Source organism: Streptomyces sp. NPDC101194, from assembly GCF_044767885.1.
In the GTDB taxonomy this organism is placed as follows: Bacteria; Actinomycetota; Actinomycetes; order Streptomycetales; family Streptomycetaceae; genus Streptomyces.
The window spans coordinates 211,782-235,751 of sequence record NZ_JBIWOS010000012.1 but is presented as its reverse complement, the minus strand read 5'-3'; the positions used below and the strand labels follow the sequence as shown (position 1 = coordinate 235,751).

General features: G+C 69.9%; 26 protein-coding genes, 1 pseudogene and 1 riboswitch. Of the genes and pseudogenes, 1 reads left to right on the top strand and 26 read right to left on the bottom strand.

Going from position 1 to position 23,970, the window contains the following annotated elements; genetic code table 11:
• Nucleotides 1-116: 116 nt before the first annotated feature.
• From ACIRP2_RS34070 to rpsB, 9 genes are all read right to left on the bottom strand, one after another.
• Nucleotides 117-1,142, bottom strand: a complete 1,026-nt coding sequence (locus ACIRP2_RS34070) for an ABC transporter ATP-binding protein (protein ID WP_404257142.1) — start codon at nt 1,140-1,142, stop codon at nt 117-119.
• Between the two features lie 2 nt (nt 1,143-1,144).
• Nucleotides 1,145-2,758, bottom strand: a complete 1,614-nt coding sequence (locus ACIRP2_RS34065; RefSeq protein ID WP_404257237.1) for an ABC transporter permease — start codon at nt 2,756-2,758, stop codon at nt 1,145-1,147.
• Nucleotides 2,759-2,886: 128 nt separating this feature from the next.
• A complete protein-coding gene (locus tag ACIRP2_RS34060; protein ID WP_404257140.1) occupies nt 2,887-3,999 on the bottom strand; it encodes a thiamine ABC transporter substrate binding subunit in 1,113 nt (370 codons plus the stop codon).
• Nucleotides 4,000-4,072: 73 nt separating this feature from the next.
• Nucleotides 4,073-4,189, bottom strand: a riboswitch (TPP riboswitch).
• A gap of 41 nt (nt 4,190-4,230) precedes the next feature.
• Nucleotides 4,231-5,337 carry a 23S rRNA (adenine(2503)-C(2))-methyltransferase RlmN gene (rlmN, locus tag ACIRP2_RS34055; RefSeq protein WP_351083138.1) on the bottom strand — a complete coding sequence of 369 codons (1,107 nt, stop codon included), beginning with the start codon at nt 5,335-5,337 and terminating at the stop codon, nt 4,231-4,233.
• A 101-nt stretch (nt 5,338-5,438) separates the two neighbouring features.
• A complete protein-coding gene (locus tag ACIRP2_RS34050; RefSeq protein ID WP_404257138.1) occupies nt 5,439-6,524 on the bottom strand; it encodes a phosphatidate cytidylyltransferase in 1,086 nt (361 codons plus the stop codon).
• Nucleotides 6,524-7,081, bottom strand: coding sequence for a ribosome recycling factor (gene frr, locus ACIRP2_RS34045; RefSeq protein WP_391742882.1), 558 nt, complete (start codon nt 7,079-7,081; stop codon nt 6,524-6,526). Before frr ends, ACIRP2_RS34050 begins: the two co-directional genes overlap by 1 nt.
• A 178-nt stretch (nt 7,082-7,259) precedes the next feature.
• On the bottom strand, nt 7,260-8,036 hold the full coding sequence (pyrH, locus tag ACIRP2_RS34040; protein WP_351083131.1) for a UMP kinase: 777 nt from the start codon (nt 8,034-8,036) through the stop codon (nt 7,260-7,262).
• Nucleotides 8,037-8,195: 159 nt separating this feature from the next.
• Entirely contained in the window at nt 8,196-9,032 is an 837-nt protein-coding gene (gene tsf, locus ACIRP2_RS34035; RefSeq protein WP_351083129.1) for a translation elongation factor Ts, read from the bottom strand.
• A gap of 99 nt (nt 9,033-9,131) precedes the next feature.
• Complete coding sequence (gene rpsB, locus ACIRP2_RS34030; protein ID WP_404257134.1) at nt 9,132-10,040, bottom strand: 30S ribosomal protein S2; 909 nt, start codon at nt 10,038-10,040, stop codon at nt 9,132-9,134.
• Between the two features lie 277 nt (nt 10,041-10,317).
• Here rpsB and ACIRP2_RS34025 point away from each other — a divergent pair.
• Nucleotides 10,318-10,953, top strand: a pseudogene (locus tag ACIRP2_RS34025) (murein hydrolase activator EnvC family protein); the annotation flags it as partial.
• Nucleotides 10,954-11,033: 80 nt separating this feature from the next.
• Here the strand turns inward: ACIRP2_RS34025 and ACIRP2_RS34020 are convergent.
• The 17 genes from ACIRP2_RS34020 to ACIRP2_RS33940 form a co-directional block, all read right to left on the bottom strand.
• On the bottom strand, nt 11,034-11,600 hold the full coding sequence (locus ACIRP2_RS34020; RefSeq protein ID WP_402286706.1) for a TetR/AcrR family transcriptional regulator: 567 nt from the start codon (nt 11,598-11,600) through the stop codon (nt 11,034-11,036).
• Between the two features lie 116 nt (nt 11,601-11,716).
• Nucleotides 11,717-12,553 (bottom strand): RNA polymerase sigma factor WhiG, encoded by an 837-nt coding sequence (gene whiG / locus ACIRP2_RS34015; RefSeq protein WP_361452546.1) that lies wholly within the window; start codon nt 12,551-12,553, stop codon nt 11,717-11,719.
• 242 nt (nt 12,554-12,795) lie between these two features.
• Complete coding sequence (gene dprA / locus ACIRP2_RS34010; protein WP_404257234.1) at nt 12,796-13,905, bottom strand: DNA-processing protein DprA; 1,110 nt, start codon at nt 13,903-13,905, stop codon at nt 12,796-12,798.
• A 149-nt stretch (nt 13,906-14,054) separates the two neighbouring features.
• Nucleotides 14,055-15,680: a YifB family Mg chelatase-like AAA ATPase gene (locus ACIRP2_RS34005; RefSeq protein WP_404257132.1), complete on the bottom strand. Its 1,626-nt coding sequence runs from the start codon at nt 15,678-15,680 to the stop codon at nt 14,055-14,057.
• Entirely contained in the window at nt 15,680-16,039 is a 360-nt protein-coding gene (locus tag ACIRP2_RS34000) for a YraN family protein (RefSeq protein ID WP_404257130.1), read from the bottom strand. The genes ACIRP2_RS34005 and ACIRP2_RS34000 overlap by 1 nt, the downstream gene beginning before the upstream one ends.
• A gap of 126 nt (nt 16,040-16,165) precedes the next feature.
• Nucleotides 16,166-16,474, bottom strand: a complete 309-nt coding sequence (locus tag ACIRP2_RS33995; RefSeq protein WP_003965949.1) for a DUF2469 domain-containing protein — start codon at nt 16,472-16,474, stop codon at nt 16,166-16,168.
• Nucleotides 16,475-16,538: 64 nt separating this feature from the next.
• Nucleotides 16,539-17,027 (bottom strand): NUDIX hydrolase, encoded by a 489-nt coding sequence (locus ACIRP2_RS33990; protein ID WP_404257128.1) that lies wholly within the window; start codon nt 17,025-17,027, stop codon nt 16,539-16,541.
• Nucleotides 17,017-17,763, bottom strand: a complete 747-nt coding sequence (lepB, locus tag ACIRP2_RS33985; RefSeq protein WP_404257126.1) for a signal peptidase I — start codon at nt 17,761-17,763, stop codon at nt 17,017-17,019. The genes ACIRP2_RS33990 and lepB (ACIRP2_RS33985) overlap by 11 nt, the downstream gene beginning before the upstream one ends.
• A 51-nt stretch (nt 17,764-17,814) precedes the next feature.
• The gene (gene lepB, locus ACIRP2_RS33980) at nt 17,815-18,714 is read right to left on the bottom strand and encodes a signal peptidase I (RefSeq protein WP_404257232.1); all 900 of its coding nucleotides are present in this window, start codon (nt 18,712-18,714) and stop codon (nt 17,815-17,817) included.
• Complete coding sequence (gene lepB / locus ACIRP2_RS33975; protein WP_404257124.1) at nt 18,611-19,690, bottom strand: signal peptidase I; 1,080 nt, start codon at nt 19,688-19,690, stop codon at nt 18,611-18,613. Before lepB (ACIRP2_RS33975) ends, lepB (ACIRP2_RS33980) begins: the two co-directional genes overlap by 104 nt.
• A complete protein-coding gene (gene lepB / locus ACIRP2_RS33970; protein ID WP_404257122.1) occupies nt 19,683-20,453 on the bottom strand; it encodes a signal peptidase I in 771 nt (256 codons plus the stop codon). The genes lepB (ACIRP2_RS33975) and lepB (ACIRP2_RS33970) overlap by 8 nt, the downstream gene beginning before the upstream one ends.
• Nucleotides 20,454-20,498: 45 nt before the next feature.
• Entirely contained in the window at nt 20,499-20,849 is a 351-nt protein-coding gene (rplS, locus tag ACIRP2_RS33965; protein ID WP_351083108.1) for a 50S ribosomal protein L19, read from the bottom strand.
• A 167-nt stretch (nt 20,850-21,016) separates the two neighbouring features.
• Nucleotides 21,017-21,838: a tRNA (guanosine(37)-N1)-methyltransferase TrmD gene (gene trmD / locus ACIRP2_RS33960; RefSeq protein ID WP_404257119.1), complete on the bottom strand. Its 822-nt coding sequence runs from the start codon at nt 21,836-21,838 to the stop codon at nt 21,017-21,019.
• The gene (gene rimM, locus ACIRP2_RS33955) at nt 21,838-22,422 is read right to left on the bottom strand and encodes a ribosome maturation factor RimM (RefSeq protein WP_404257117.1); all 585 of its coding nucleotides are present in this window, start codon (nt 22,420-22,422) and stop codon (nt 21,838-21,840) included. The genes trmD and rimM overlap by 1 nt, the downstream gene beginning before the upstream one ends.
• Nucleotides 22,423-22,501: 79 nt before the next feature.
• Nucleotides 22,502-22,741, bottom strand: coding sequence for an RNA-binding protein (locus tag ACIRP2_RS33950; RefSeq protein ID WP_005311361.1), 240 nt, complete (start codon nt 22,739-22,741; stop codon nt 22,502-22,504).
• A gap of 2 nt (nt 22,742-22,743) precedes the next feature.
• On the bottom strand, nt 22,744-23,187 hold the full coding sequence (gene rpsP, locus ACIRP2_RS33945; protein WP_404257115.1) for a 30S ribosomal protein S16: 444 nt from the start codon (nt 23,185-23,187) through the stop codon (nt 22,744-22,746).
• Between the two features lie 157 nt (nt 23,188-23,344).
• The gene (locus ACIRP2_RS33940) at nt 23,345-23,938 is read right to left on the bottom strand and encodes a hypothetical protein (RefSeq protein WP_030928573.1); all 594 of its coding nucleotides are present in this window, start codon (nt 23,936-23,938) and stop codon (nt 23,345-23,347) included.
• Between the last annotated feature and the right edge of the window lie 32 nt (nt 23,939-23,970).

Here is a 23,970-nt window from a genome sequence, read left to right as displayed (position 1 = left end):
TTCCACCCGGCGCGCTCCGGCAGTTCCGGAGACCGGAAAGGGGCGGACCGGAGCGCCGGACGCGCCTCGGCCGGTCCAGTGAACGCGGCCACGGCCGGCGCCGGCCGCACGACCGGTCAGAGAACGGCGGGCAGCACGACGGTCTCCGTCGCGTCGAAGCCGACCCCCACCGTCGCGCCCTCCTCGGGCGCGTCCCGCAGCGCGCACTCCGCCTCCAGGACCGGACCGTGCTCCGGCATCAGCCGTACGGCGACGTGGTTGCCCCGGAACGTACGCGTCCCGACCGTGCAGCGCAGCCCCTCGTCCGGGGCACCGATCCGGACCCCGGCGGGACGCACCAGCAGGTCGCACGCCCCCTGCGGCGAGCCCTCGGCCACCGGGACCCTGCCCCACACCGTGTCGGCGGCCGTGCCGGACACCGTCGCCTCCACCACGTTGTCGAAACCGAGGAACCGGGCGACGAAGGCGGACGCCGGCCGCTGCCAGACCTCCAGCGGGGTGCCCACCTGCGCGATCCGGCCTTCGCGCATCACCACCACCCGGTCGGCCAGGGCGAACGCCTCGCCCTGGTCATGGGTGACGGCGAGCACCGTCGTGCCCAACCGTCCGAAGAGCGTCCGCAGTTCGACGACGAGCCGCTCGCGCAGGCCTCGGTCGAGCTGGCCGAGCGGCTCGTCCAGCATCAGCAGCTTGGGGCGCGGGGCGAGGGCCCGCGCGAGGGCCACCCGCTGCTGCTCACCGCCGGACAGCGCGGCGACGGCCCGGCGCTCCGCGCCGGGCAGGCCCACCAGGTCGAGGAGTTCCGCGACCCTGAGCTCCTGGTTCCGCCGCGAGATCCCACGCATCCGCAGCCCGAAGGCGACATTCGCGCCGACGTCCCGGTGCGGGAACAGTTGGTGGTCCTGGAACATCAGGCCGAGACCACGCCGGTGCACCGGCACCCCGGCCTGGTCCGCGCCGTCCAGCAGCACCCGGCCCCCGTCCGGCGGACGCAGCCCGGCGACCACCCGCAGCAGGGTCGACTTGCCGCTCCCGCTCGGCCCCAGCACGCACACGATCTCGTGCTCGGCGACGTCGAGATCCACCCTGTCGAGTGCTGCCCGCTCACCGAAGCGAACCGTGGCCGATTCCAGTGTCAGCATCCCTAGAACTCCCCGGATCGGTCGGTACGGATACGTTCGAGCAGCAGCAGCGAGACGGCGCAGACCACCATCAGAATGGTGCTCAGCGCCATCGCCTGGCCGTAGTTGAGCTCCCCGGCCCGCCCCAGCAGGCGGGCCACCGCGACCGGCAGCGTCGGGCGGTCGGGCCGCGCGATGAACACCGTCGCGCCGAACTCACCGAGCGACACGGCGAACGCGAAGCCGGCCGCGACCAGCAACGCGCGTCGCACCAAGGGCAGATCGACCTCCCGCCAGGCCCGCAGCGGGGACGCCCCGAGCACCGCCGCCGCCTCCCGCAGCCGGCCGTCCACCGCCCGCAGGACCGGCAGCATCGTCCGTACGACGAAGGGCACACCGACCAGCGCCTGGGCCAGCGGCACCAGGATCCATGAAGTCCGCAGGTCCAGCGGGGGCTTGTCCAGCGTGATCAGGAAGCCGAAGCCGACGGTGACCGCGGAGACCCCGAGCGGCAGCATCAGCAAAGCGTCGAAGCCGCGGACGAGCCGCCCGGCGCGCCGGGTCAGCGCCGCGGCGGCGAGCCCGCCGACGACCAGCGCGACGACCGTCGAGACCAGGGCGTACTGCAGTGAGTTCCGGATCGCTTCGAGCGGCGCGACGAGGAAGGTACCGCCGCCCGCGTCCACGGACCGCAGGGCACGGTAGAAGTCCAGGCCATGGCCCCCGGGAGTGTCCAGCGAGCGTTCCACCAGTACCCCGAGCGGCAGCAGTATCAGCAGCAGCACGGTCAGCAGCACCCCGCCGAGGAGCGACCACTGCCCGGCACCACGAGGCCTGCGGGCGGTCCGTGCCGGATCGACCAGCTTCAGCGCGGTCTCCCTGCGCCGTACGGTCCACGCGTGCACGGCGAGGATCGCTCCGACGGCGGCGAACTGCACCAGCGTCAGTACGGCGGCCGTCGGCAGGGCGAGCAGTTGGGCGGTCTGCCGGTAGATCTCCACCTCCAGCGTGGCGTAGCCCGGACCGCCGAGGATCTGCACGACCCCGAAGGAGGTGAAGGTGAAGAGGAAGACCATCAGCGCGGCGGCGGCCACGGCGGGTGCCAGGGCCGGCAGGGTGACCCGCCGCCAGGCGGCGAACCGTCCGGCGCCCAGCACCCGGGCGGCCTCCTCCTGCCGCGGGTCGAGCTGTGACCACAGCCCGCCCACGGTCCGCACGACCACCGCGTAGTTGAAGAAGACGTGGGCGAGCAGAATCGCCCAGACCGTGGTGTCGAGCCGTACGCCCCAGAGCTGGTCGAGGAACCCGCCGCGTCCCAGCAACGCCAGGAAGGCCGTCCCGACGACGACGGTGGGCAGGACGAACGGAACGGTGACGACCGCCCGCAGCAGTTGCTTCCCGGGGAAGTCGAGACGGGCGAAGACATAGGCGCCGGGCAGCGCGATCAGCAGGGTCAGCGCGGTCGAGGCGAGCGCCTGCCAGGTGGTGAACCAGAGGACGTCACGGATGTCCGGCCGGGTCAGCACCTCGCCGATCCGGCCGAACTGCCAGACGCCGTCCGTCTTCAGCCCGCGGGCGACGATGGCGGTGACGGGGTAGGCGAAGAACAGCGCGAAGAACGCGACGGGCACGGCCATCAGGCCGAGCCGCACCGCGCTCCCGCGCCACGCCTTCGCGCGCACCGGGTCCACGCGCCCAAAACGGCCGCGCGGCTCCTCGTGCGCACCCTTCCCGCCCGCGTCCGATCCGCGTACGGGAGTCTTCGCTACTTCACTACGAGCGAGGACCACGACTGGACCCACTGCTCACGGTTCTTGGAGATCCGATCAGGGGCGACGGTCGTCGGCCTGTCGATCGTCGCGCCGAACTTCGTGAAGAGCTCCGGCAGTTCCGCACCCTTGGTGACCGGGTTCACGAACATGTTGAGCGGCATGTCCTCCTGGAACCGCTTGCTGATCAGGAAGTCCAGCAAGGCCTTGCCGCCCGCCTCGTTCTTCGCGCCGTTCAGCAGACCGGCGAACTCGATCTGCCGGAAGCAGGTCCCGGTGGCGACGCCGGTGGGGGCCTCGGCCGGCTGCGGCTTCGCGTAGAGCACCTCGACCGGCGGACTGGAGGCGTACGAGACGACCAACGGGCGGTCGGCCTTGGCCTTACGGCCGCCCGCGGATCCGGAGAACTCCTCGTTGTAGGCCTGCTCCCAGCCGTCGACGACCTTGACGCCGTTGCTCTTCAGCTTCTTCCAGTAGTCCTGGTAGCCCTTGTCGCCGTAGGTGGCGACGGTACCGAGGAGGAAGCCGAGGCCGGGCGAGGAGGTCGCGGCGTTCTCCGTGACGAGGAGGTTCTTGTACGCGGGCTTCGCCAGGTCGTCGAAGGACCGCGGCGGTGCCAGCTTCTTGTCGGCGAAGTACTTCTTGTCGTAGTTGACGCAGATGTCGCCGGTGTCGATCGGGGTGACCCGGTGCTCGGTGCCGTCCAGCCGCGTGTCGGCCGCCACCCGGTCGATACCCTTCGCCTCGTACGGCGTGAAGAGCCCGCTGTCCAGGGCCCGGGAGAGCAGGGTGTTGTCGACGCCGAAGAACACATCGCCGCGCGGGGACCCCTTGGTCAGGATCTCCTGGTTGAGCGCGACACCGGCGTCGCCGCTCTTCAGCACCTTGACGGTGTAGCCGGTCTCCTTGGTGAACTCCTTCAGCACGTCGGGGGAGGCGTTGAAGGAGTCATGGCTGACGAGCGTCACGGTCTTCGAGCCGGAGCCCTTCGTGCCCCCGGAACCGGAGGCGGACTTGTCGGAACTCCCGCATCCGGCCAGTGCCGTGACGCCGAGCGCGGCAGCGGCAGCGGTCGCCGCGAGCTGCTTGGTTCTGCGTGTGGTGCTCATTGTGGATTCCTCCTGGGTTTTGGCCAGGAAGAGACGCGGCCCCGCCCGCGCAATGCGGGCAGGGCGCAACAGCATGAGTTGATGACCGAACTTCCTACCCGGAATGACCCGGGCGAGGTTCAGAGGGTCTGCGGACGACCTGTCCTCGGTGCCGCACTCTCAGCGCTGTGGCGCTCCCCTGTCGGAATATGAAGTTGATTTCAGGCCCAGGTTACACGGGCCGCCCCGGCCTCAGCGCTCGGCCGCCGCCAGCTGTCCGCAGGCTCCGTCGATCTCCTGGCCGCGGGTGTCCCGCACCGTCACCGGCACCCCGTGGGCCGCGATCGCCTCGACGAAGGCCTTCTCGTCCTCGGGCCGCGAGGCGGTCCACTTGGAGCCGGGCGTCGGGTTCAACGGGATCAGATTGACGTGCACCCGCTTGCCCTTGAGGAGCCGGCCGAGCAGGTCACCGCGCCACGCCTGGTCGTTGATGTCCCGGATCAGCGCGTACTCGATGGAAACGCGGCGGCCGGACTTCTCCGCGTACTCCCACGCCGCGTCCAGCACCTCGCGCACCTTCCACCGCGTGTTCACGGGGACGAGCGTGTCGCGCAGTTCGTCGTCCGGGGCGTGCAGGGACACGGCGAGACGGCACTTGAAACCCTCGTCGGCGAAGCGCAGCATCGCGGGCACCAGCCCCACGGTGGAGACGGTGATCCCGCGCTGCGAGAGCCCCAGGCCGTCCGGCTCCGGGTCGGTCAGCCGACGGATCGCGCCGACCACCCGGTTGTAGTTGGCGAGCGGCTCGCCCATGCCCATGAAGACGATGTTGGAGAGCCGTGCCGGGCCTCCGGGAACCTCTCCGTCGCGCAGGGCCCGCATGCCGTCCACGATCTGGTGAACGATCTCGGCGGTCGACAGATTGCGGTCGAGACCGGCCTGCCCCGTCGCACAGAACGGGCAGTTCATCCCGCATCCCGCCTGAGACGAGATGCACATCGTCACCCGCTCCGGGTAGCGCATCAGAACGGACTCGACGAGCGTCCCGTCGTGCAGCTTCCACAGCGTCTTGCGCGTGGTGTCGTCGTCACAGCTGATGTGGCGGACCACGGACATCAGGTCGGGGAACATCGCCTCGGCGAGCTTGTCCCGCGAACCGGCCGGGATGTTGGTCCACTCGGCCGGGTCGTGCGCGTACCGCGCGAAGTAGTGCTGCGAGAGCTGCTGGGCGCGGAACGGCTTCTCGCCGATCGCGGCGACCGCTTCCTTGCGCTCGGCGGGTGTGAGGTCGGCGAGGTGCCGCGGCGGCTTCTTGGCTCCGCGGGGCGCGACGAAAGTGAGTTCTCCTGGCTTAGGCATGGTCCATCCAGTGTCGCAGACAGAACGATGAGGGCCCGCCGCCCTGTGGACGACGGACCCTCACACGTGAATGCCCAGGTCAGGAAGGTGGATCTCGCGGATCAGCCGGAACCCACGAACAGCACCAGCAGCAGCCAGACCACCGGGGCGGTCGGCAGCAGCGAGTCCAGCCGGTCCATGATTCCGCCGTGCCCCGGCAACAGCGTGCCCATGTCCTTGATACCGAGGTCCCGCTTGATCATCGACTCGCCCAGGTCACCGAGGGTGGCGCTGACCGCGACCGCGAGCCCCAGCAGCAGTCCCTGCCACCAGGAACCGCCGTCGATCAGGAACTGCATGCACAGCGCGCCGGCGACCATCGCGAAGGCGACCGCCCCGAACAGCCCCTCGCGGGTCTTTCCGGGGCTGATGCGCGGCGCGAGCTTGTGCTTCCCGAAGCGCCAGCCGACGGCGTACGCGCCCGTGTCGCTGACCACGGTCAGCAGCAGGAAGGTGAGCACCCGCTGCGGCCCGTCGTCCGCGGTCAGGAGCATCGCGACGAAGGTCGCCAGGAACGGCACGTAGAACGCGGCGAACATGCCGGCCGTGACGTCCCTGAGGTAATCCTCCGGCGGCTCGGTCATCCGCCAGACGAGCACCGCGAGCGCGGTCAGTGCCATCGCCACCCAGGCACCCTCGGCGCCGCGGGCATATCCGGCCACCACCATCGCCGCGCCACCGACCGCAAGCGGAACGAGCGGCGCCTTGATGCCCTTGCGCTCCTCCAGCCGTGAGGTGAGTTCCCAGAGCCCCACGACGACGGCGACGGCGATCACACCGACGAAGACGGCCTTCACGATGAACAGCGAGGCGACGATGACGGCGCCGAGCCCCACACCGACCCCTATCGCGGCTCGCAGATCACGGCCCGCACGTTTCTTCTGCGGGGGCGGTGGCGCGGTGGACATGAGCTCCTGCGGCTTCTCGTCACGAAACAGGGGGCCGCCGCTCAGGCGTGCGGCCCCCTGGTCCCGGTCATCACGGTCGTCAGCGTCTCTACCTGCGTCGGGAACGTCCGGCACGATGGGCATGGGCCGAGTCTGCTGGGCGTCATGCACATCGTATGCAGGACCCGCCGGGGCGGCCTGCATCTCGGGCGCACCCCAGCGACCGGCTCCCTGTGGGGCGCCCCGGGAAGAGTCGTTCATCAGACTTCGAGCAGCTCGGCTTCCTTGTGCTTGAGCAGCTCGTCGACCTGTGCGACGTACTTCGCGGTGGTGTCGTCGAGCTCCTTCTCCGCGCGACGCACCTCGTCCTCGCCGGACTCCTTGTCCTTGACCAGCTTGTCGAGGGTCTCCTTGGCCTTGCGGCGCACGGCCCGGATGGAGATCTTCGAGTCCTCGGCCTTCGACTTCGCGACCTTGATGTAGTCGCGACGACGCTCTTCGGTGAGGTCCGGGAAGGTGACCCGGATGATGTTGCCGTCGTTGCTCGGGTTGACGCCCAGGTCCGAGTCACGGATGGCCTGCTCGATGTTGCGCAGCGCGCTCTTGTCGAACGGCGTCACGACGGCCATGCGCGGCTCGGGCACCGAGAACGAGGCGAGCTGGTTGATCGGGGTCAGCGCGCCGTAGTAGTCGGCGACGATCTTGTTGAACATCGCCGGGTGCGCACGGCCGGTACGGATCGCGGCGAAGTCCTCCTTCGCGACGACGACGGCCTTCTCCATCTTCTCCTCGGCCTCAAGGAGGGTTTCTTCGATCACCACGTGCTCCTGCGTGTCTGAGTGGGCCCGGCTGCTCGGGCCCGGCGGGTCCTGCGTCGCGTCCTCACCTGCACGGTGTCCGACCGGCAGGCCGTTGTCCATCCTTCGGCACCTGTACCGGGGTGTTCCCGGCAGGCCCCGGACCCTCCCGTCGCTTCCCGGGAAGGTCCCCCGGTTCTCAGGTCCGGGTGCCCTGGTCACTCACGAGCGTGCCGATCTTCTCACCCTTGACCGCACGGGCGATATTGCCCGTCGCGGTCAGCTCGAAGACGAGGATCGGCAGCTGGTTGTCGCGGCAGAGCGTGATGGCGGTGGCGTCGGCGATCTTGAGATCGCGGGCGAGCACCTCGCTGTACTCGAGCGCGTCGAACTTCACCGCGTCGGGGTTGGTCTTCGGGTCGGAGTCGTAGACCCCGTCCACCCCGTTCTTGCCCATCAGCAGCCCCTGGGCGTCGATCTCCAGGGCGCGCTGGGCGGCAGTGGTGTCGGTGGAGAAGTACGGCATCCCCATACCGGCGCCGAAGATGACGACGCGGCCCTTCTCCAGGTGGCGCACGGCGCGCAGGGGGATGTACGGCTCCGCGACCTGCCCCATGGTGATGGCGGTCTGGACGCGCGAGTCGATGCCTTCCTTCTCCAGGAAGTCCTGGAGCGCCAGGCAGTTCATGACCGTGCCGAGCATGCCCATGTAGTCGGACCGGGCCCGGTCCATGCCGCGCTGCTGGAGCTCGGCACCGCGGAAGAAGTTGCCGCCGCCGATGACGACCGCGATTTCCGCACCGTCGCGGACGACTGCCGCGATTTCCCGGGCGATGGCGTGCACGACGTCGGGGTCGACACCGAGACCCCCGCCGCCGGCGAACGCCTCTCCGGACAGCTTCAGCATGAAGCGTCCGGGCACCTTGCCGTCGTCGCGCTTGTGGTCACCTTTTGCGGCGTCCGCGCCCTTGTTCATGGAGATTCTCCTCGTGCACATACGAAGAAGGCCATTGCCGGTGGGTCTGGTGTTCCCCTGCGGCAATGGCCTCCTCGTCAGATCTGCGGTCGTACGGCATGTGTGCGGCCGACGACTGCACTAGACCCTATCGGGGTCCACCGTGGTTCGCGGACGGACTCAGATGCCGACCTTGATGCGCGAGAAGCGCTTCAGGGTGACACCGGCCTCGTCCAGAACCTTCTGGACGGACTTCTTGTTGTCCTTGGCGAACGCCTGCTCCAGGACGACGACCTCCTTGAAGAAGCCGTTGACGCGACCCTCGACGATCTTCGGAAGGGCGGCCTCGGGCTTGCCCTCCTCGCGAGAGGTGGCCTCGGCGACACGACGCTCGTTCTCGACCGTCTCGGCCGGGACCTCGTCGCGGTTGAGGTACTTCGGAGCGAAGGCGGCGATGTGCTGCGCGACGTCCTTGGCGACCTCGGCGTTCTCCTTGTCGAGCTCGACCAGGACACCGACCTGCGGCGGGAGGTCGGGCATCGTGCGGTGCATGTACGCAGCCACATAACCGCCGGTGAACTGCGCGAAGCGGTCCAGGACGATCTTCTCGCCGAGGTTGGCGTTGGCCTCGTCGACGTACGCCTGGACGGTCTTGCCGGCCTCGATCTCGGAGGCGAGCAGCGCGGCCAGGTCGGCCGGGGAGGTCGCGGCGACGTGGGCGGCGAGCGTGTTGGCGACGGTCTGGAACTTCTCGCCCTTGGCGACGAAGTCCGTCTCGCACTTCAGCTCGAGCAGAACGCCGGAGGTCTTGTCCTCGGAGATGAGGGAGACGACGGCGCCGTTCTCGGCAGAACGGCCCTCGCGCTTGGCGACGCCCTTCTGACCCTTGATACGGAGCTCCTCGACGGCCTTGTCGACGTTGCCGTCGGCCTCGTCGAGCGCCTTCTTGCAGTCCATCATGCCGGCGCCGGTCAGCTCGCGGAGCTTCTTGACGTCAGCGGCGGTGTAGTTCGCCATGAGTCTGTGTTTCTCTCTCGAAGTCTGAAAGATCTACGGGTGAACGGCGGGGGCGATGCTTGTGGCACCCGCCCCCGCCGTCATCAGCCGTGACGGGTGTCAGGCCTGCTCGGCGTCCGCGGCCGGAGCCTCGGCAGCGGCCTCGGCCGGCTTCTCGGCGTCCGCGGCCTTCTCGGTCTCGGCGGCCTTCTCGGTCTCGGCGGAGGACTGCACCTCGGCGTCGGCCTTCTTGTCGCCCTCGAGCAGGTCGCGCTCCCACTCGGCGAGCGGCTCGCCAGCGGCCTTCTCGCCCGGCTTCGAGTCACCGGTGGCGGCACCGGAGCGGGCGATGAGGCCCTCGGCGACGGCGTCGGCGATCACGCGGGTGAGCAGGGTGACGGAGCGGATCGCGTCGTCGTTGCCCGGAATCTTGTAGTCGACCTCGTCGGGGTCGCAGTTGGTGTCGAGGATCGCGACGACCGGGATGTGGAGCTTGCGCGCCTCACCGACGGCGATGTGCTCCTTCTTGGTGTCGACGATCCAGACGGCGCTCGGCACCTTCTGCATCTCGCGGATACCACCGAGGGTCTTCTCCAGCTTGGCCTTCTCGCGGGAGAGGACCAGGAGCTCCTTCTTGGTGAGGCCGGAGGCGGCCACGTCCTCGAAGTCGATGAGCTCGAGCTCCTTCAGACGCTGAAGGCGCTTGTAGACGGTGGAGAAGTTGGTGAGCATGCCACCGAGCCAACGCTGGTTGACGTACGGCATGCCGACGCGCGTCGCCTGCTCGGCGATGGCCTCCTGGGCCTGCTTCTTGGTACCGACGAACATGATGGAGCCGCCGTGCGCGACGGTCTCCTTGACGAACTCGTAGGCGCGGTCGATGTACGACAGCGACTGGAGCAGGTCGATGATGTAGATGCCGTTGCGCTCGGTGAAGATGAAGCGCTTCATCTTCGGGTTCCAGCGACGGGTCTGGTGACCGAAGTGGACGCCGCTTTCCAGCAGCTCCCGCATCGTGACGACGGCCATGGCCGTACTCCTTGAGGTGCTCGGTTGTCGCGACCGCAGGATTGCTGTCGCGCCTGACGCCCCGACGCGCCGTGCCACGAGGGACCGAGGAGCGCGGCCACCGTCCGCAGAGAGGGAGGTGGCGGGGCGTGCGAAGTCGACCCGGTGACCCGGATCGCCATAGGAAGTGTACGGGACGGGTCGGGTGCCGGGTGACGGCGCTGTCCACAACCGGTCGGTAGTCCACAGATCCGGTTCATGATCCCCGCGATCCGGTGCGGCGCGGGACGGTTCTGCCATGCGATGCACAACGGATCCGACCTCGCCCCGCCTCGGGCACGGACTGCGTTTGCGTACGGCCGCGCTCGTGGTGGTCGCTCTTCTCGCGGTGCTGTGCGGCACGCGGGTCGTGGCAGCCGAGGCGCCTCCACCCACGCCCTCACCCCCGGTGCCCGTTCCCGCACCCGTACCGGCGCCCGGGCCGGACGGTGCGCGGTCGTGGCCGCTCGCCGGGCGGCCCGTGGTCGCACGGGGGTGGGAGCCGCCCGCCGACGCCTACGGGCGGGGCCACCGCGGGATCGATCTCGCCGCCGGGCCGGGCACGCGGGTGCTCGCCGCGGCCTCGGGTCGGGTCTCGTTCGCAGGACGTGTGGCGGGGCGCGGGGTGGTGGCGGTCGAGGTGGCCGGGACCGGCGATCCACCGCTGCGGACCACGTACGAGCCGGTGCGCGCAACGGTCGCGAAGGACGAGCGGGTGACGGCGGGACAGGCCGTGGGGATCGTGGAGGCGGGCCCCTTCCACTGCACGTCGGGCTGTCTGCACTGGGGGCTGCGGCGCGGTGACGCGTATCTTGATCCGCTCTCGTTGCTGCCGCCCGCGCTGCTGCGACGGGGGCCGTCCCGGCTGCTGCCGGTGTTCGGCGTGCCGGAGCCCCGGCCCTCCGCCGACGGGGCCGGGAACGGACTCGCCGTCTCCGCCGCTCTGCCCGTCGTCGCCGCGGCAGGGCGCCGACGTCAGTCCCGCACGCCTCGCACGCCTCGCAGGATCATGGCCACGGCGGTGTCCGCGATCACGGCCGGCCCCTCCGCCACGCCGAGTTCGATACGCCGGACCGCGGCGTCCACCGAGCCCTGCAGCAGCATCGCCGCCAGCCGCGGCTGTTCATGGCCGAGATCGCCGAGTGCCTCGACGATCATGGCGATCAGCCCGCCGTGCGCGGCCCTGATCTTCTCGCGTGCGCCCGCGTCCAGTTCGCTCGCCGAGATCGCGACGACCGCTCGGTGGCGGCGGTCCCCGACGAGGTCCAGCTGTCGGCGCACATAGGCCTCGATCTTGCCCTCGGGCGTGGTGGCCTGCTCCATCGCGCTCTCGACCTCGGCCGCCCAGACGGGGAAGTCGACGGCGCAGAGTTCCTCGACGACGGCCGCCCGGGAGCGGAAGTACTCGTAGACGGAGGACCGGGCGAGACCCGTGCGTTCGGCGAGGGCGGGGAAGGTCAACGCCTCCGTACCGCCCTCGGACAGCAGGGAGCGGGCGGCGTCCAGGAGGGCGCCGCGCTGCATGGTCCGGTGCTCGGCCACGGAGGCCGCTCGAATCCTGGGCACGCGTCCACTCTACGGCGACCCGTGTTCGAGAGGGTGCGTACGGCTCCGCCCGATGGCCGAAGCGGACTCACCCGCGTCGGGCGCCCGCGGTCTCAGCGCCCCGCGTCGGCCAGTTTCGCGCGCAGTTGCAGCACCGATTTCGTGTGGATCTGACTCACGCGGCTCTCGGTGACTCCGAGGACATTGCCGATCTCGGCGAGAGTGAGGCCCTCGTAGTAGTAGAGCGTGACGACCGTCTTCTCGCGTTCCGGAAGCGTGTTGATCGCTCGGGCGAGCAGCCGTCTGAGCTCACGGTCCTCGGCGACCTCCACCGGGTCGTCGGCGGCCGTGTCCTCCAGCGTGTCCATCAGGCTCAGCCGGTCGCCGCCCTCGCCGCCGACATGCAGCAGTTCTTCCAGCGCCACCACGTTCGCCAGCGACAACTGGCTGAAAACCGCGTGCAGTTCCTCCAGTGCGATGCCCATCTCCGCGGCCACCTCCGGCTCGGAGGGGGTGCGCCGCAGCTGGGCCTCCAACGTGGCGTAGGCACGCTCCACCGCCCGCGCCTTCTGGCGCACCGAGCGCGGGATCCAGTCCAGCGCGCGGAGTTCGTCGATCATCGCGCCCCGGATGCGGGTGATCGCGTACGTCTCGAACTTGATCGCGCGCTCGATGTCGAACTTCTCGATCGCGTCGATCAGTCCGAACACCCCCGAGGAGACGAAGTCCGCCTGCTCGACGTTGGAGGGCAGGCCCACACTCACCCGGCCCGCTACGTACTTCACCAACGGCGAGTAGTGCAGGATCAACTGCTCCCTCAACCGCTCGTCGCCCGTGGACTTGTATGAACGCCACAACTCGTCGAGCGAGGACGGGGCGGTGGGGCGCACAGTGCCACGCGCAGCCGGTGGTACTGCCGCGCGGTCAGACCCGGAGGTGTGCTGGGGCATGTGGTGCCTTGAGCCGTTCTGCCGTGAAGTGCTGGAGGACTTGTGTGTGAGTCGGAATCCTTGTGAGCGTAGCGTGACTGAGGCGTCGCGGTCCGCGCAGGACGGCGGATCGGCGCTGTGTGATCCCGACCGGTCGGACATGACTGGGGTCCGGGACCGCCGCCTCGCGCGTCGGCCCCGGAGGCGTCGTTGAAGGATCCGCCGAGGTCATCGGCATCACCTTTTCACCCGAATGCTCCAGGTCAAGTACCGCCTCGCCGCGCGTCGCCATTGCATGTCGGTCGCGGCGTCAACCGCCATCCGTCGCCATCGCGTTCGACGAACCCCAGTGAGTGCAGTTCGTACAGTCTGCCGAGCGCTTCGTCGGCGCCGGTACCCGCGGCGCGGGCCACGTCCCGCCCGCCGACGGTGCCGCGGGACGGCAGCGCGTCGAGGACCCTGGCGGAGACCGCGTCCAGCAGGTCCCTGGGGTGGACGGGGCCGTGTCTGGGCGGAGCCAACTCACCGATGTCCCCCACCAGCTCGGCGACTTCGGCGGCATCCGTCACCAGGACGCCCTCCCCCCGGAGGAGCTCATGGACCCCTGCCGACAGTCCGCTGGTGGCAGGGCCCGGCACCCCCATGGTGAACCGTCCGAGCCGCTGCGCGCAGCGTGCGGTGACCAGAGAACCGCTGCGGTACTGGGCCTCGACCACGACCGTCCCGCGCGTCAACGCGGCGATGACTCTGTTCCGAAGAACGAATCTGCTGCGAGTCGGATGATCGGATGGTGGCAATTCACCGATGACGAGCCCCTGTTCCGCCATCCGCCCGATCAGTTCGGCGTGTCCCCGCGGATAGGCGACGTCCACCCCGCAGGCCAGGACCGCCATCGTCGCCCCACCGACCGCGAGCGCCCCACGATGCGCGGCCCCGTCCACGCCGAACGCCGCCCCCGACACGACGACCCACCCCAGCTCGGCGAGCCCTGATCCGAGACTCGCCGCCATGTGGGAGCCGTACGGCGTGCAGGCGCGGGCGCCGACCACGGCGACCGAACGCAGCGCCCAGAGCCGCAGATCGCGCGGCCCCCGTACCCAGAGGCCGATCGGCCTGCCGTCCCCCAGGTCGTCGAGCTGGCTGGGCCACTCCAACTCGCCGGGACAGACGAACCGACCGCCGAGCGCGGCGATCGCCGCCAGGTCCCGTTCGGGATCGACGTTCTCGGCCCGCAACCGGTATCCGTCGAGACGTTTCGCCGTCATCCGGCTCAGTTGCTCCGCGGTCCCGTCCCTGGTGGTGATCTGCCGTATCAGTTCGACGGCGCCGCACTCGCGCAGCCAGCGTCCGCCCCGTTCGTCCCCCGGTTCCATGACGCGGGTCAGTGCGGCCCGTGCCACCCGTTCCCGATCGCTCACCGCCGCTCCCGGCCGGCTCGGGGGCCCCGGCACAGGGCCATGCTCCGGGCGCCGCCCCGGAAGGTCTCCCGGCTCCTGCTCCCGGCCGCTGCTGGCCCGGGGCGTCATGACGCCCCGGCCTTCGTCGCCGCGCCCCGTGGAATCCCGGTCCGCAATTCCAGTGCCACCGCGATGTCGGTGGCCTCCGGACGGTGGGCGCCCCGTAGATCGGCGACCGTCCACGCCACCCTGAGCACCCGGTCCAGGCCGCGCGCGGTGAGCAGGCCCCGCTCCATGTCCCGCTCGGCCTCCATGAGCGCGCCCGGTGCCGCGGCCAGCCTGGTGCGCAACTCATGGCCGGGCACCTCGCTGTTGGTCGTCCACGCGGTGCCGGCCAGCCGGTCCGCGGCGCGCGCCCTGGCCTCCCGGACCCGGGCCGCCACCGTGGCCGTCGACTCTCCCCTGCCGCCCTGCCCCATCAGGTCACGACGCCCGACCGGGTCGACGCCCACCCGGATGTCCACCCGGTCGAGCAACGGCCCGGAGAGCCTCGCCTGGTAGCGCCTGACCGCCGAGGGCGGGCAATCGCAACCGGCGCCACTGAGGGTGTGCCGTCCGCACGGGCAGGGATTGGCGGCGAGGACCATCAGGAACCTGGCGGGCAGCCGCACCACCCCGGCGCTGCGGGCCACCACCACGTGCCCCGACTCCAGCGGCTGGCGCAGCGCGTCGAGCGCCCGCACGGAGAATTCCGGCGCCTCGTCCAGAAAGAGAATCCCCCGGTGCGCCAGGGAGACCGCACCGGGCCGCGGCAGGCCGTTGCCACCGCCGACCAGGGACTGCATCGTCGCCGAGTGGTGCGGTGCGCAGTACGGCGCCCGGGTGATCAGCGGTTCCCCGGGCGGCAGAATGCCCGCCACCGAGTGCACCGCGGTGACCTCCAGCGACTCCTTCCTGGTCAGCGTCGGCAGGATCGCCGGCAACCGCTCGGCCAGCATGGTCTTGCCGGCGCCCGGCGGTCCGGAGAGCAGCAGGTGGTGACCGCCCGCCGCGGCGACCTCCAGCGCCTTGCGCGGTCGCTCCTGCCCCGCCACGTCCGCCAGGTCCGGCGTGCTGCCGTCACCGGGTCCGGCCCCCCGGGCGAGTCCGGTGCCCATACCCGCACCGGGCACCATCAGCCCGGCCAGCATGGCGTCGGGCCGCCCCTCGTCGCAGGACATCCGCTCGTCCGGCACCGGCTCGTCGCAGAGGACCGCGATCAGTTGCCGCAGGCTCCGCACCCCGAGCACCGAGACCCCGGGCACCAGCGCCGCCTCCTCCGCGGTCTGCTCGGCCACGACCACCTGGCGGTACCCGGCCTCCGCCGCGGCGAGCACGGCGGGCAGCACGCCGCGCACCGGCCGCACCCGGCCGTCGAGCCCCAGCTCACCGATCATCACCACATCGGCGATGGCCGCCGGATCGATCCGCTCGGCGGCACCCAGCACCGCGCAGGCGACCGCCAGATCGAAACCGGAGCCGCCCTTCGGCACGGAGGCGGGCGACAGCCCCACCGTGAGCTTCTTCTGCGGCCACTCGGCCCCGGAGTTCACGACCGCGGCCCTGACCCGGTCCCGGCTCTCCACCAGACTCTTGTCCGGCAGCCCCACCAGGGTGAACGCGGCCACCCCCGCCTCCAGGTCCGCCTGGACCTCCACCACCACGCCCTCGACGCCGACGAGCGCCACCGAACACGCCCGCGCGAACCCCATCAGGCCACCCCGCGCGCATGCTCGGCGACGGGTGCTCCTCGTCTGGGCAGCAGCACGCCCACCAGATCGATCCGCACCCCGCCGGGCGGCGGACCGCCGTTCCGGTGGAGCCAGATCCCGGCCAGCCTGCGCAGCCGCTCCGCCTTGACCGGTGTGACGGCCTCCATCGGATGCTCGAAGGCACCCGCGCTTCGGGTCTTCACCTCGCAGACCACGAGTGTGTCGCCGTCCATCGCGACGATGTCGATCTCACCGGCGCGGCAGCGCCAGTTCCGTTCCAGTACGGACAGGCCCGCACCGATCAGCAGCCGCGCCGCCAGATCCTCGCCGTACCGCCCGAGTGCCCCCCGTGCGTTCATATCGGCACCACCTCCGGGACCGACTCTGACGTGTTCGGCCCCAGCCGGTGGATCTTGGTGGACAAGTCCGCAATTGTGGACAACCCAGCCACCCGGAAGTGGGAATCACCCTCCGGAATACGGGGCTCAGCCGCCCGGAAGTTCGAGATCGCTCTTGTTGAGCTCCTCGATGTTGACGTCCTTGAACGTCAACACCCGTACCTGCTTGACGAAGCGTGCGGGCCGGTACATGTCCCAGACCCAGGCGTCCGCCATGGACACTTCGAAGAACACCTCGCCCTGAACCGAGTGCACCTGCATCTCGTAGTCGTTGGTGAGGTAGAAGCGCCGTTCGGTCTCGATCACGTATTTGAACAGACCGACGACGTCTCGGTACTCCCGGTAGAGCTTCAGCTCCATCTCGGTCTCGTACTTTTCGAGGTCCTCGGCGCTCATTGGCATGTTCCCCTTCAGCCGTGCGTGCCCCCATTGTGCGCCAGACCCGGGCATCCCCGGGCGCTTAGGCGAATTCGGGGGCCAGAACCATTGGCGTACGCGGAGGCCCCTCGGCGAGCAGCGTGCGCAGCAGCTCGGCGAGCCTGGTCGGGTACACCGTCTCACGCGCTGCCGACAGTTCGGCGGAGGTCCACCACCTCAGACCCGTGACGCTGCGCTGCTCCAGCCTGGTCAGCCCGCGTGTGTCGGTGGCGGTCTGCGTCGTACGTGCCAGGTAGTACCACTCGTCCTGGTCCCAGCGGCGGCCGTCGAACGGGAACGAGCACATCCGTTGCCAGAGCAGCGGGCCCAGCTCGACGTCGGTGATCCCCGTTTCCTCGGCGAGTTCGCGCAGCGCGGCCTGTTCCCGGGTCTCGTCGCCCTCCAGACCGCCACCGGGGGTGAACCACCAGGTGCTTGCGGGGTCCTCCGGTTCGAACCCGTGCATCAGGAGAATGCGGTCGTCGGGGTCCAGCAGCACCACACGGGCGACCTTCCGCTTCTCAGTGCGCATCGGCGGTCACCCGTTCGCTCCTCCTCCGTGCCGACCGCACGGACCATGCCTTGAGCGGACCGTACGCCGCTCCGCCGAGGATGAGCACCGCACCCACCGCCACGGCACCGAGCTGCAGCCGCAGCGGTCCGGGCGACGACACCCCGCCGGGGAGGGAGGCGAAGGCCTGCGGTCGCCCGACCATGCCGTTCGGCGGCCAGGCGATGGCGTCCACCCTGGCCTGCACCGCGCTGCGCGGCACGGACCCCTGTCCCGGGTCGTCCAGATGGACCCGCGAGTCCAGCGAAGCGCTGCGTTCGTCCCCGAGCAGGAAGAGCTGCCCCTTGGGCACATCCGCCGTGAAGTCGTTCACCGAGGCGAGGTTCTTCGTGTGCAGATACGGTTCTTCAATGGGTTTGCCGTTGACCTCGAGCCGACCCTTGTCGCAGCAGGCGATCGTGTCGCCGCCGATCCCCACGACCCGCTTCACCATCGGCACGGCGCCCCACGTCGGATCGGTGAAGACCACCACGTCGCCGCGGCGCACCTCGCTGCCGTCGATCCGCTCCGCGAGCACCCGGTCGCCGGCGTGCACCGTCGGTGTCATCGACTCGGTCGGCACGGTGTACGGCTTGTACACCACGGCCGCCCAGCCGAAGCCGCCGAGGAAGAGCACACAGCCGACGGCCACGGCCAGCCCCGACAGCCTGCTGCCGAGCCGGCCGTGGCCGTCACCTGTACGTCCTGTTCCACTCATCCCAGCGTCCCCCACCTCGGAGATCGACATTCGCTGATCCGAGTCGGCACCCTACCCGGCGGTACGTCCGCTGGTCAGCCTCTTGCGACGCCACATCACGAGGGGCACCGCACCGGCTACACCGAGTGCGCCGGGGGCCAGGCCCATCGCCGCGTTGATCCCCGGCTGGTCGAAGGTCTTCGGGACCGGCAGAGTCGCCCAGCGGTTGATCGGCCACGCCACGACGATGGCCCGGCCGACGACCTCCTTGTTGGAGACCGTGCCGCCGCCCGGCAGCCCCTGGTGGTAGCGGGAGTCGAGGGAGTTCTGGCGGTGGTCGCCCATCACCCAGATGCGCCCCTCGGGCACGTTGATCGGCCCGAACGGCTCGTCATTGCAGGGCGTGTTCCCCGGGAAGATGAACGACTTGTCGTCCAGTGCCTTGCCGTTGACCACGACCGGGCCGTCCTTCTTGCACTCCACCGTGTCGCCGCCGACCGCGATGACCCGCTTGATCAGGTCCTTCTCCTCGGCGGACGGCATCAGTCCGATGAAGCTGAGGAACTTCTGCACCACATTCGGGTTGCTGGTCTGGGTGCTCTCCAGCCAGCCGCCCGGGTCGTGGAAGACCACGACCTCGCCGCGCTTGGGCTCCGCGCCGAACCACGGCGTCAGCTTGTCGACCAGCACCCGGTCACCCCGCTGCAGGGTGTTCTGCATCGAGTCCGAGGGGATCGAGAAGGCCTGCACCAGAAACGTCTTGATCAGCAGCGCGAGAACCAGCGCGATACCGATGAGCAGAGGCAGCTCCTTCCAGAAGGAGCGCGGCTTCTTCAGAGCCGAATCACCGCCGCCCGAGGAGTCGCCGTCACTCCCCGCACCGTCCGCCGCAGCCCCGGCGGACTCGACATTCTCCGCATTGCCCGGCCGGTCCTCGGGTTCCTCGTGTCCGGATCGCGCGCCGACCGCCAAATCCCCCACATCCACTCCTTACTCCGTGCCACCGCCCGCGCCCTAGCCGGTGCAGGCCCACCACTCCCATAACGAGCGGGAGTTCCGCAGGGGTCGGGAGAGGGATCATTCCGTTGGGATCCTTGGACGACACACTATTCGACGGGCCCGACCCAGCAGCCGTCCCGGCGCGCGCGTCAGGGACCGAGTCGAATGTCGCCGGTTCCTCCAGTTTTCGCCAGTGGCCGAAGGGCCAGGCGATGACCACGGCCCGTCCCACGACCTCGTCCTCGGAAACCGTGCCGTGCTCGGGCTCCTCCAGGTGATACCGCGAATCGGCCGAATTGGACCGGTGGTCGCCCATCACGAAGATCCGTCCGGCCGGAACCTTTACCTCGAATTTGATGAGGGAGGGCGGATTGCCGGGGTGCAGATACGGCTCGTCGAGCGGCACGCCGTTGACGGTGATCCGGCCGTCCTTGTCACAGCACTTCACCGTGTCGCCGCCGACCGCGACCACCCGCTTGATCAGATCCTGCTCGTCGTCGGAGGGCAGCAGCCCGATGAACGTCAGCGCTTCCTTCACCTGCTTGACGACGACGGGCGAGTCCTTCTTGCCGACGTTCTCCTGGTTCAGCCAGTTCCCCGGGTCCTTGAAGACGACGACGTCGCCGCGCTCGGGCCTGGACCCGAACCAGGGCGTCAGCTTGTCCACGAGCACCCGGTCGCCGATCCGGATGGTCTGTTCCATCGATCCCGACGGGATCACGAAGGCCTGCACCAGGAAGGTCTTGAGCACGAGCGCGATCAGCAGCGCCACGGTGATGAGCAGCGGGATCTCCCGCACGGCCGAGCCGCGCCGCCGCCGCCTGACCTTGCGTGCCAGTCTGCGCCGCTCCGCCCTGGTCGGCAGTGAGCGCGCGGCCGTCCGTCCGGTGCCCTCCGGCAGCGGTATCTCCGGGTCGGACCCGCCGTCCCGCCGCCCGCGGCTACCCATGGGCCCCGCCCGGCGCCCGTACCCCGGTGAAGGCTGCAGTGTCCGGCAGCGAGCCCAGCCGGCCCAGCGGCCAGCCGATCCAATCCACCCGGCCGATCACCCGGCCCACCGGAACCATGCCGCCCCCCGGCTCTCCCAGGTGGTCGCGCGAGTCGCGGGAATTGCTGCGGTGGTCGCCCATCATCCACAGCCTGCCGTCGGGGACGACGATGTCGAAGCGCACCCGGGACGGCGCGTCTCCCGGATACAGGTAGTCCTCGTCGACGGGACGGCCGTTCACCTCGATCCTCCCGCGCCTGTCGCAGCAGACCACCCGGTCGCCGCCCACACCCACCACCCGCTTCACGTAGTCGGTCTCGGCGGGACTCACCAGGCCGAGGGACGCCGCCACGCCGTGCAGCAGGCCGGTGACGGGATTCTCCTGCGGCGCCTCCTGCACGAAGGAGTCGGTGCCGTCGAAGACCACCACGTCGCCGCGCTGCGGCACGGAGCCGAAACGGTACGCCAACTTGTTCACCATCACCCTGTCCCCCACCCGCAGCGTGGACTCCATCGAGCCGCTGGGAATCAGGAAGGGCTGCACCACGAAGGCGCTGAGCAGCAGTACGAAGACCGCGCAGACCGCGCCGAGCGCGGCGGTCCGCCGCCACGACAGCGAAGCGGCCATCCGGTCCGGGATACGCGAGAAGCGCGACCCCTCCTCCGACCCTGTCGCGGGTGCGGAGGAGCGGTCGCGCTCCGAGGGCTTGGCTTCCGTGTCCATCGGGGCCAGAGCTTATCCGGCCGTCCTGTGGACCTGGGAGCTAGCTCAGTTGTCGCGCTTCTCCTTGATCTTCGCGGCCTTGCCGCGCAGCTCACGGAGGTAGTACAGCTTGGCGCGACGGACGTCACCGCGGGTGACGAGCTCGATCTTCTCGAAGATCGGGCTGTGCACCGGGAAGGTGCGCTCCACGCCGACGCTGAAGGAGACCTTGCGGACCGTGAAGGTCTCGCTGACGCCGGAGCCCTGGCGGCGGATGACCACGCCCTTGAACTGCTGGATACGGGAGCGGTTGCCCTCGATCACTCGCACGTGGACGTTGACGGTGTCACCGGGGCGGAACGCCGGGACGTCCGTACGCAGCGATGCGGCGTTGACGTCGTCGAGCAGGGAAGCCATGTTGTCTGCTTTCTTCGCCGATGCCACAGGTCATCGACGGGAGGTAGTGAGGAGCTGGAGTTGCTAATCGCGCCGGACGGGCGTCGGGACCGTTCCCCATGCACATGGAGAACACGGCGGTCGCTTCCCCCTGTGGCAGGGGCGCACGTCGGACGTACAGCAGCGGCCTATTCTTCCACGGCCTCGGGCCTGCGCCAAAATCGGCCCCCGGGCTCCGGTGACCAGCCGAGGATGGAGAGGATCTCGCGGTCCTTCTTGTCGAAGCCGCTCGCCTCGCAGCGTTCGATGAGATCGGGCCGGTGGAGTGCCGTACGGCGGAACGCCTCGTCCCGCCGCCAGCGCGCGATCTTCCCGTGGTGACCACTGAGCAGGACGTCCGGGATGCCCCGGCCGCGCCACTCGGGCGGCTTGGTGTAGACGGGCCCCTCCAGGAGATCGGCCATCTCGCCGGGGGCGAAGGAGTCGTCCCGGTGCGACTCGGCGTTGCCGAGCACGCCGGGAAGCAGCCGGGCCACCGCTTCGGTGATCACCAGCACCGCGGCTTCCCCGCCGGCCAGCACGTAGTCACCGATGGACACCTCGACGACCGGCATCCGGGTCGCGTACTCGTCCATCACCCGGCGGTCGATGCCCTCGTAGCGGGCCGGAGTGAAGACCAGCCACGGCCGTTCGGAGAGCTCGACGGCGAGTTCCTGGGTGAACGGACGGCCGCTGGGCGTGGGGACCACGAGCACCGGGGAGTGCGCCCCGGCCTCGTACCCGCCCGCCAGGGCGTCGTCCAGCGCCTCGCCCCACGGCTCGGTCTTCATGACCATGCCGGGGCCGCCGCCGTAGGGGGTGTCGTCGACCGTGTTGTGCCGGTCGTACGTCCAGTCCCGCAGATCGTGGACGTGGACATCGAGACGGCCGCGCGCGCGGGCCTTGCCGACGAGCGAGATGTTCAGCGGTTCCAGGTACTCCGGGAAGATCGTGACGACGTCGAGGCGCATCAGGCGTCCTTCCCGGACTCGGGCGTCCCGTCCCCGTCGCCCTCTTCGTCGCGCGAGGAGGCGATCACGGCCTGGCTCTCGTCGATCAGACCGGGCGGCGGGACGATCACCGCGCGCTGCTCCGCCAGATCGATCTCGGTGACGATCTCCTCGACGAACGGGATCATCACCTCGCTGCCGTCCGGCCGCTCCACGATGAAGAGGTCCTGGGACGGCAGATGTGTGATCTCGGTGATCCGGCCGACCGCGGTGCCGTCGGTCAGGACCACGTCGAGGTCCATGAGCTGATGGTCGTAGAACTCCTCGGGATCCTCGGGGAGTTCCGCCGGGTCGACCTCGGCGATCAGAAGTGTGTTGCGCAGGGCCTCGGCAGCCGTACGGTCGCGTACGCCCTCGAACCGGAGCAGCAGCCGTCCGCTGTGCACCCGGCCGGTCTCGATCGTGAGCGGTCCGGCACCGGCCGGTTCGGTGGCGAGTACGGCCCCGGGCGCGAGCCGCAGCTCCGGCTCGTCCGTACGCACCTCGACGGTGACCTCGCCCTTGATGCCATGGGCACGGCCGATCCGCGCGACTACCAACTGCACCTTGTGTCTCTCCTGTCATACGACGACGGGCCGGGGCGGGCGCTTGGCCCTCCCCGGCCCGTGCCGGTGTTCAACTCTGTCAGCGAACCTGGTCCACATCGACGAGGTCGACACGGATACCACGGCCGCCGATGGCGCCCACGACGGTACGCAGTGCGCGCGCGGTGCGGCCGTTGCGGCCGATCACCTTGCCGAGGTCGTCGGGGTGGACCCGGACCTCAAGCACGCGACCACGGCGCAGGTTGCGCGAGGCGACCTGCACGTCGTCGGGGTTGTCGACGATGCCCTTCACGAGGTGCTCGAGAGCCTCCTCGAGCATGCTCAGGCCTCGGTCGACTCGGCGGCCGCAGCCGCGTCAGCAGCCTCGCCCGCCTTCTTGTCGGACTTCTTCGCCTTCTGCGTGATGGCCTCGCCCTTGGACTCCTCGCCGCCGTCCTTGGCCAGGGCCTCGAACAGGGCGCGCTTGTCCGCCTTGGGCTCCGGCTGCAGCAGCGGCGCGGGGGCCGGGAGACCCTTGTGGGCCTGCCAGTCACCGGTGAGCTTCAGGATCGCGAGAACCGGCTCGGTCGGCTGGGCGCCGACGGACAGCCAGTACTGCGCACGCTCCGAGTTGACCTCGATGCGCGAGGGGTTCTGCACCGGGTGGTACAGGCCGATCTCCTCGATGGCCCGGCCGTCACGGCGGGTACGGGAGTCGGCGACGACGATGCGGTAGTGAGGCGAACGGATCTTGCCCAGACGCTTCAGCTTGATCTTGACTGCCACGGGAGTGGTGTCTCCTGGTCTATGACGTGGTTGGGCACAACGAAGATGCCACGTGGGGTTGCGGTACTCGGGTGCCCGATGGACGCGTCAGCCGGAGGAGAGAGGGGTCCTGTGCGACTGTCGAGTACAGCTAGACATTGTGCCACACCGCATCGGGTCACCCCACCGCGACCGCGGCTTCCGGGATGCGGAACGGCTTTCCGCAGCCACCGCAGACGATCGGCGCCTGCGCCAGGACCGACGGGACGACCCGCACATTGCGTCCGCAGTCGCAGACGGCCTTGACGCGAACGCCTCCGCCGGAGGAACCGTGCCGGGCGGCCGGCCCGCGGAAGGAACGCTTGGTGTCGGCGGCGGTGGCGACCGTGTGCGCCTTGAGGGCACGCTGCAGCCGCTCGATCGTCGGCCGGTACCTGCGCTTGGCCTCGGGGTTGAGCGTGACCAGGGAGAAGCCACTGCTGGGGTGGGGCTCCTCGGCGTGGTCGAGGCCCAACTCCTCGGCGATCGCGAGGAATCGGCGGTTGTGGTAACGGCCTGCCCGTGAGGTGTCGCGGACACCTCTCGCGGCGGCGATGCCATGGACTGCCTCATGCAGCAGTCGCTCGAAGGAGAGTTCGGCGCCACAGGCGGACGAGGACTCTCCGATCAGGGACTCGGGCGCGGCTAGATCCGGCAGCTCGGGGTGGTACCGCTGAATGTCGGCCCACGCCTGCGCCAGCTCTGCGGCAAGTACAGGTGGTGTCGTGCTCACGTCGTGACAACGAGCGCGAGTGCCCCGGTGTT

Bases quoted from the DNA above. Each gene is read 5' to 3' on its own strand.
- ACIRP2_RS34060 (WP_404257140.1), bottom strand. From the start codon at position 3,999: ATGAGCACCACACGCAGAACCAAGCAGCTCGCGGCGACCGCTGCCGCT.
- ACIRP2_RS34000 (WP_404257130.1), bottom strand. From the start codon at position 16,039: ATGAACGCACGGGGGGCACTCGGGCGGTACGGCGAGGATCTGGCGGCG.
- ACIRP2_RS34050 (WP_404257138.1), bottom strand. From the start codon at position 6,524: ATGAACGACTCTTCCCGGGGCGCCCCACAGGGAGCCGGTCGCTGGGGT.
- ACIRP2_RS34065 (WP_404257237.1), bottom strand. From the start codon at position 2,758: ATGGCCGTGCCCGTCGCGTTCTTCGCGCTGTTCTTCGCCTACCCCGTC.
- ACIRP2_RS33950 (WP_005311361.1), bottom strand. From the start codon at position 22,741: ATGCTCGAGGAGGCTCTCGAGCACCTCGTGAAGGGCATCGTCGACAAC.
- lepB (WP_404257124.1), bottom strand. From the start codon at position 19,690: ATGGGTAGCCGCGGGCGGCGGGACGGCGGGTCCGACCCGGAGATACCG.
- ACIRP2_RS33995 (WP_003965949.1), bottom strand. From the start codon at position 16,474: ATGAGCGCCGAGGACCTCGAAAAGTACGAGACCGAGATGGAGCTGAAG.
- lepB (WP_404257126.1), bottom strand. From the start codon at position 17,763: ATGAGTGGAACAGGACGTACAGGTGACGGCCACGGCCGGCTCGGCAGC.
- rplS (WP_351083108.1), bottom strand. From the start codon at position 20,849: ATGGCTTCCCTGCTCGACGACGTCAACGCCGCATCGCTGCGTACGGAC.
- lepB (WP_404257122.1), bottom strand. From the start codon at position 20,453: ATGGACACGGAAGCCAAGCCCTCGGAGCGCGACCGCTCCTCCGCACCC.
- ACIRP2_RS34005 (WP_404257132.1), bottom strand. From the start codon at position 15,680: ATGGGGTTCGCGCGGGCGTGTTCGGTGGCGCTCGTCGGCGTCGAGGGC.
- whiG (WP_361452546.1), bottom strand. From the start codon at position 12,553: ATGCCCCAGCACACCTCCGGGTCTGACCGCGCGGCAGTACCACCGGCT.
- ACIRP2_RS34070 (WP_404257142.1), bottom strand. From the start codon at position 1,142: ATGCTGACACTGGAATCGGCCACGGTTCGCTTCGGTGAGCGGGCAGCA.
- rlmN (WP_351083138.1), bottom strand. From the start codon at position 5,337: ATGCCTAAGCCAGGAGAACTCACTTTCGTCGCGCCCCGCGGAGCCAAG.
- rpsB (WP_404257134.1), bottom strand. From the start codon at position 10,040: ATGGCCGTCGTCACGATGCGGGAGCTGCTGGAAAGCGGCGTCCACTTC.
- pyrH (WP_351083131.1), bottom strand. From the start codon at position 8,036: ATGAACAAGGGCGCGGACGCCGCAAAAGGTGACCACAAGCGCGACGAC.
- tsf (WP_351083129.1), bottom strand. From the start codon at position 9,032: ATGGCGAACTACACCGCCGCTGACGTCAAGAAGCTCCGCGAGCTGACC.
- trmD (WP_404257119.1), bottom strand. From the start codon at position 21,838: ATGCGCCTCGACGTCGTCACGATCTTCCCGGAGTACCTGGAACCGCTG.
- dprA (WP_404257234.1), bottom strand. From the start codon at position 13,905: ATGGAACCGGGGGACGAACGGGGCGGACGCTGGCTGCGCGAGTGCGGC.
- ACIRP2_RS33990 (WP_404257128.1), bottom strand. From the start codon at position 17,027: ATGCGCACTGAGAAGCGGAAGGTCGCCCGTGTGGTGCTGCTGGACCCC.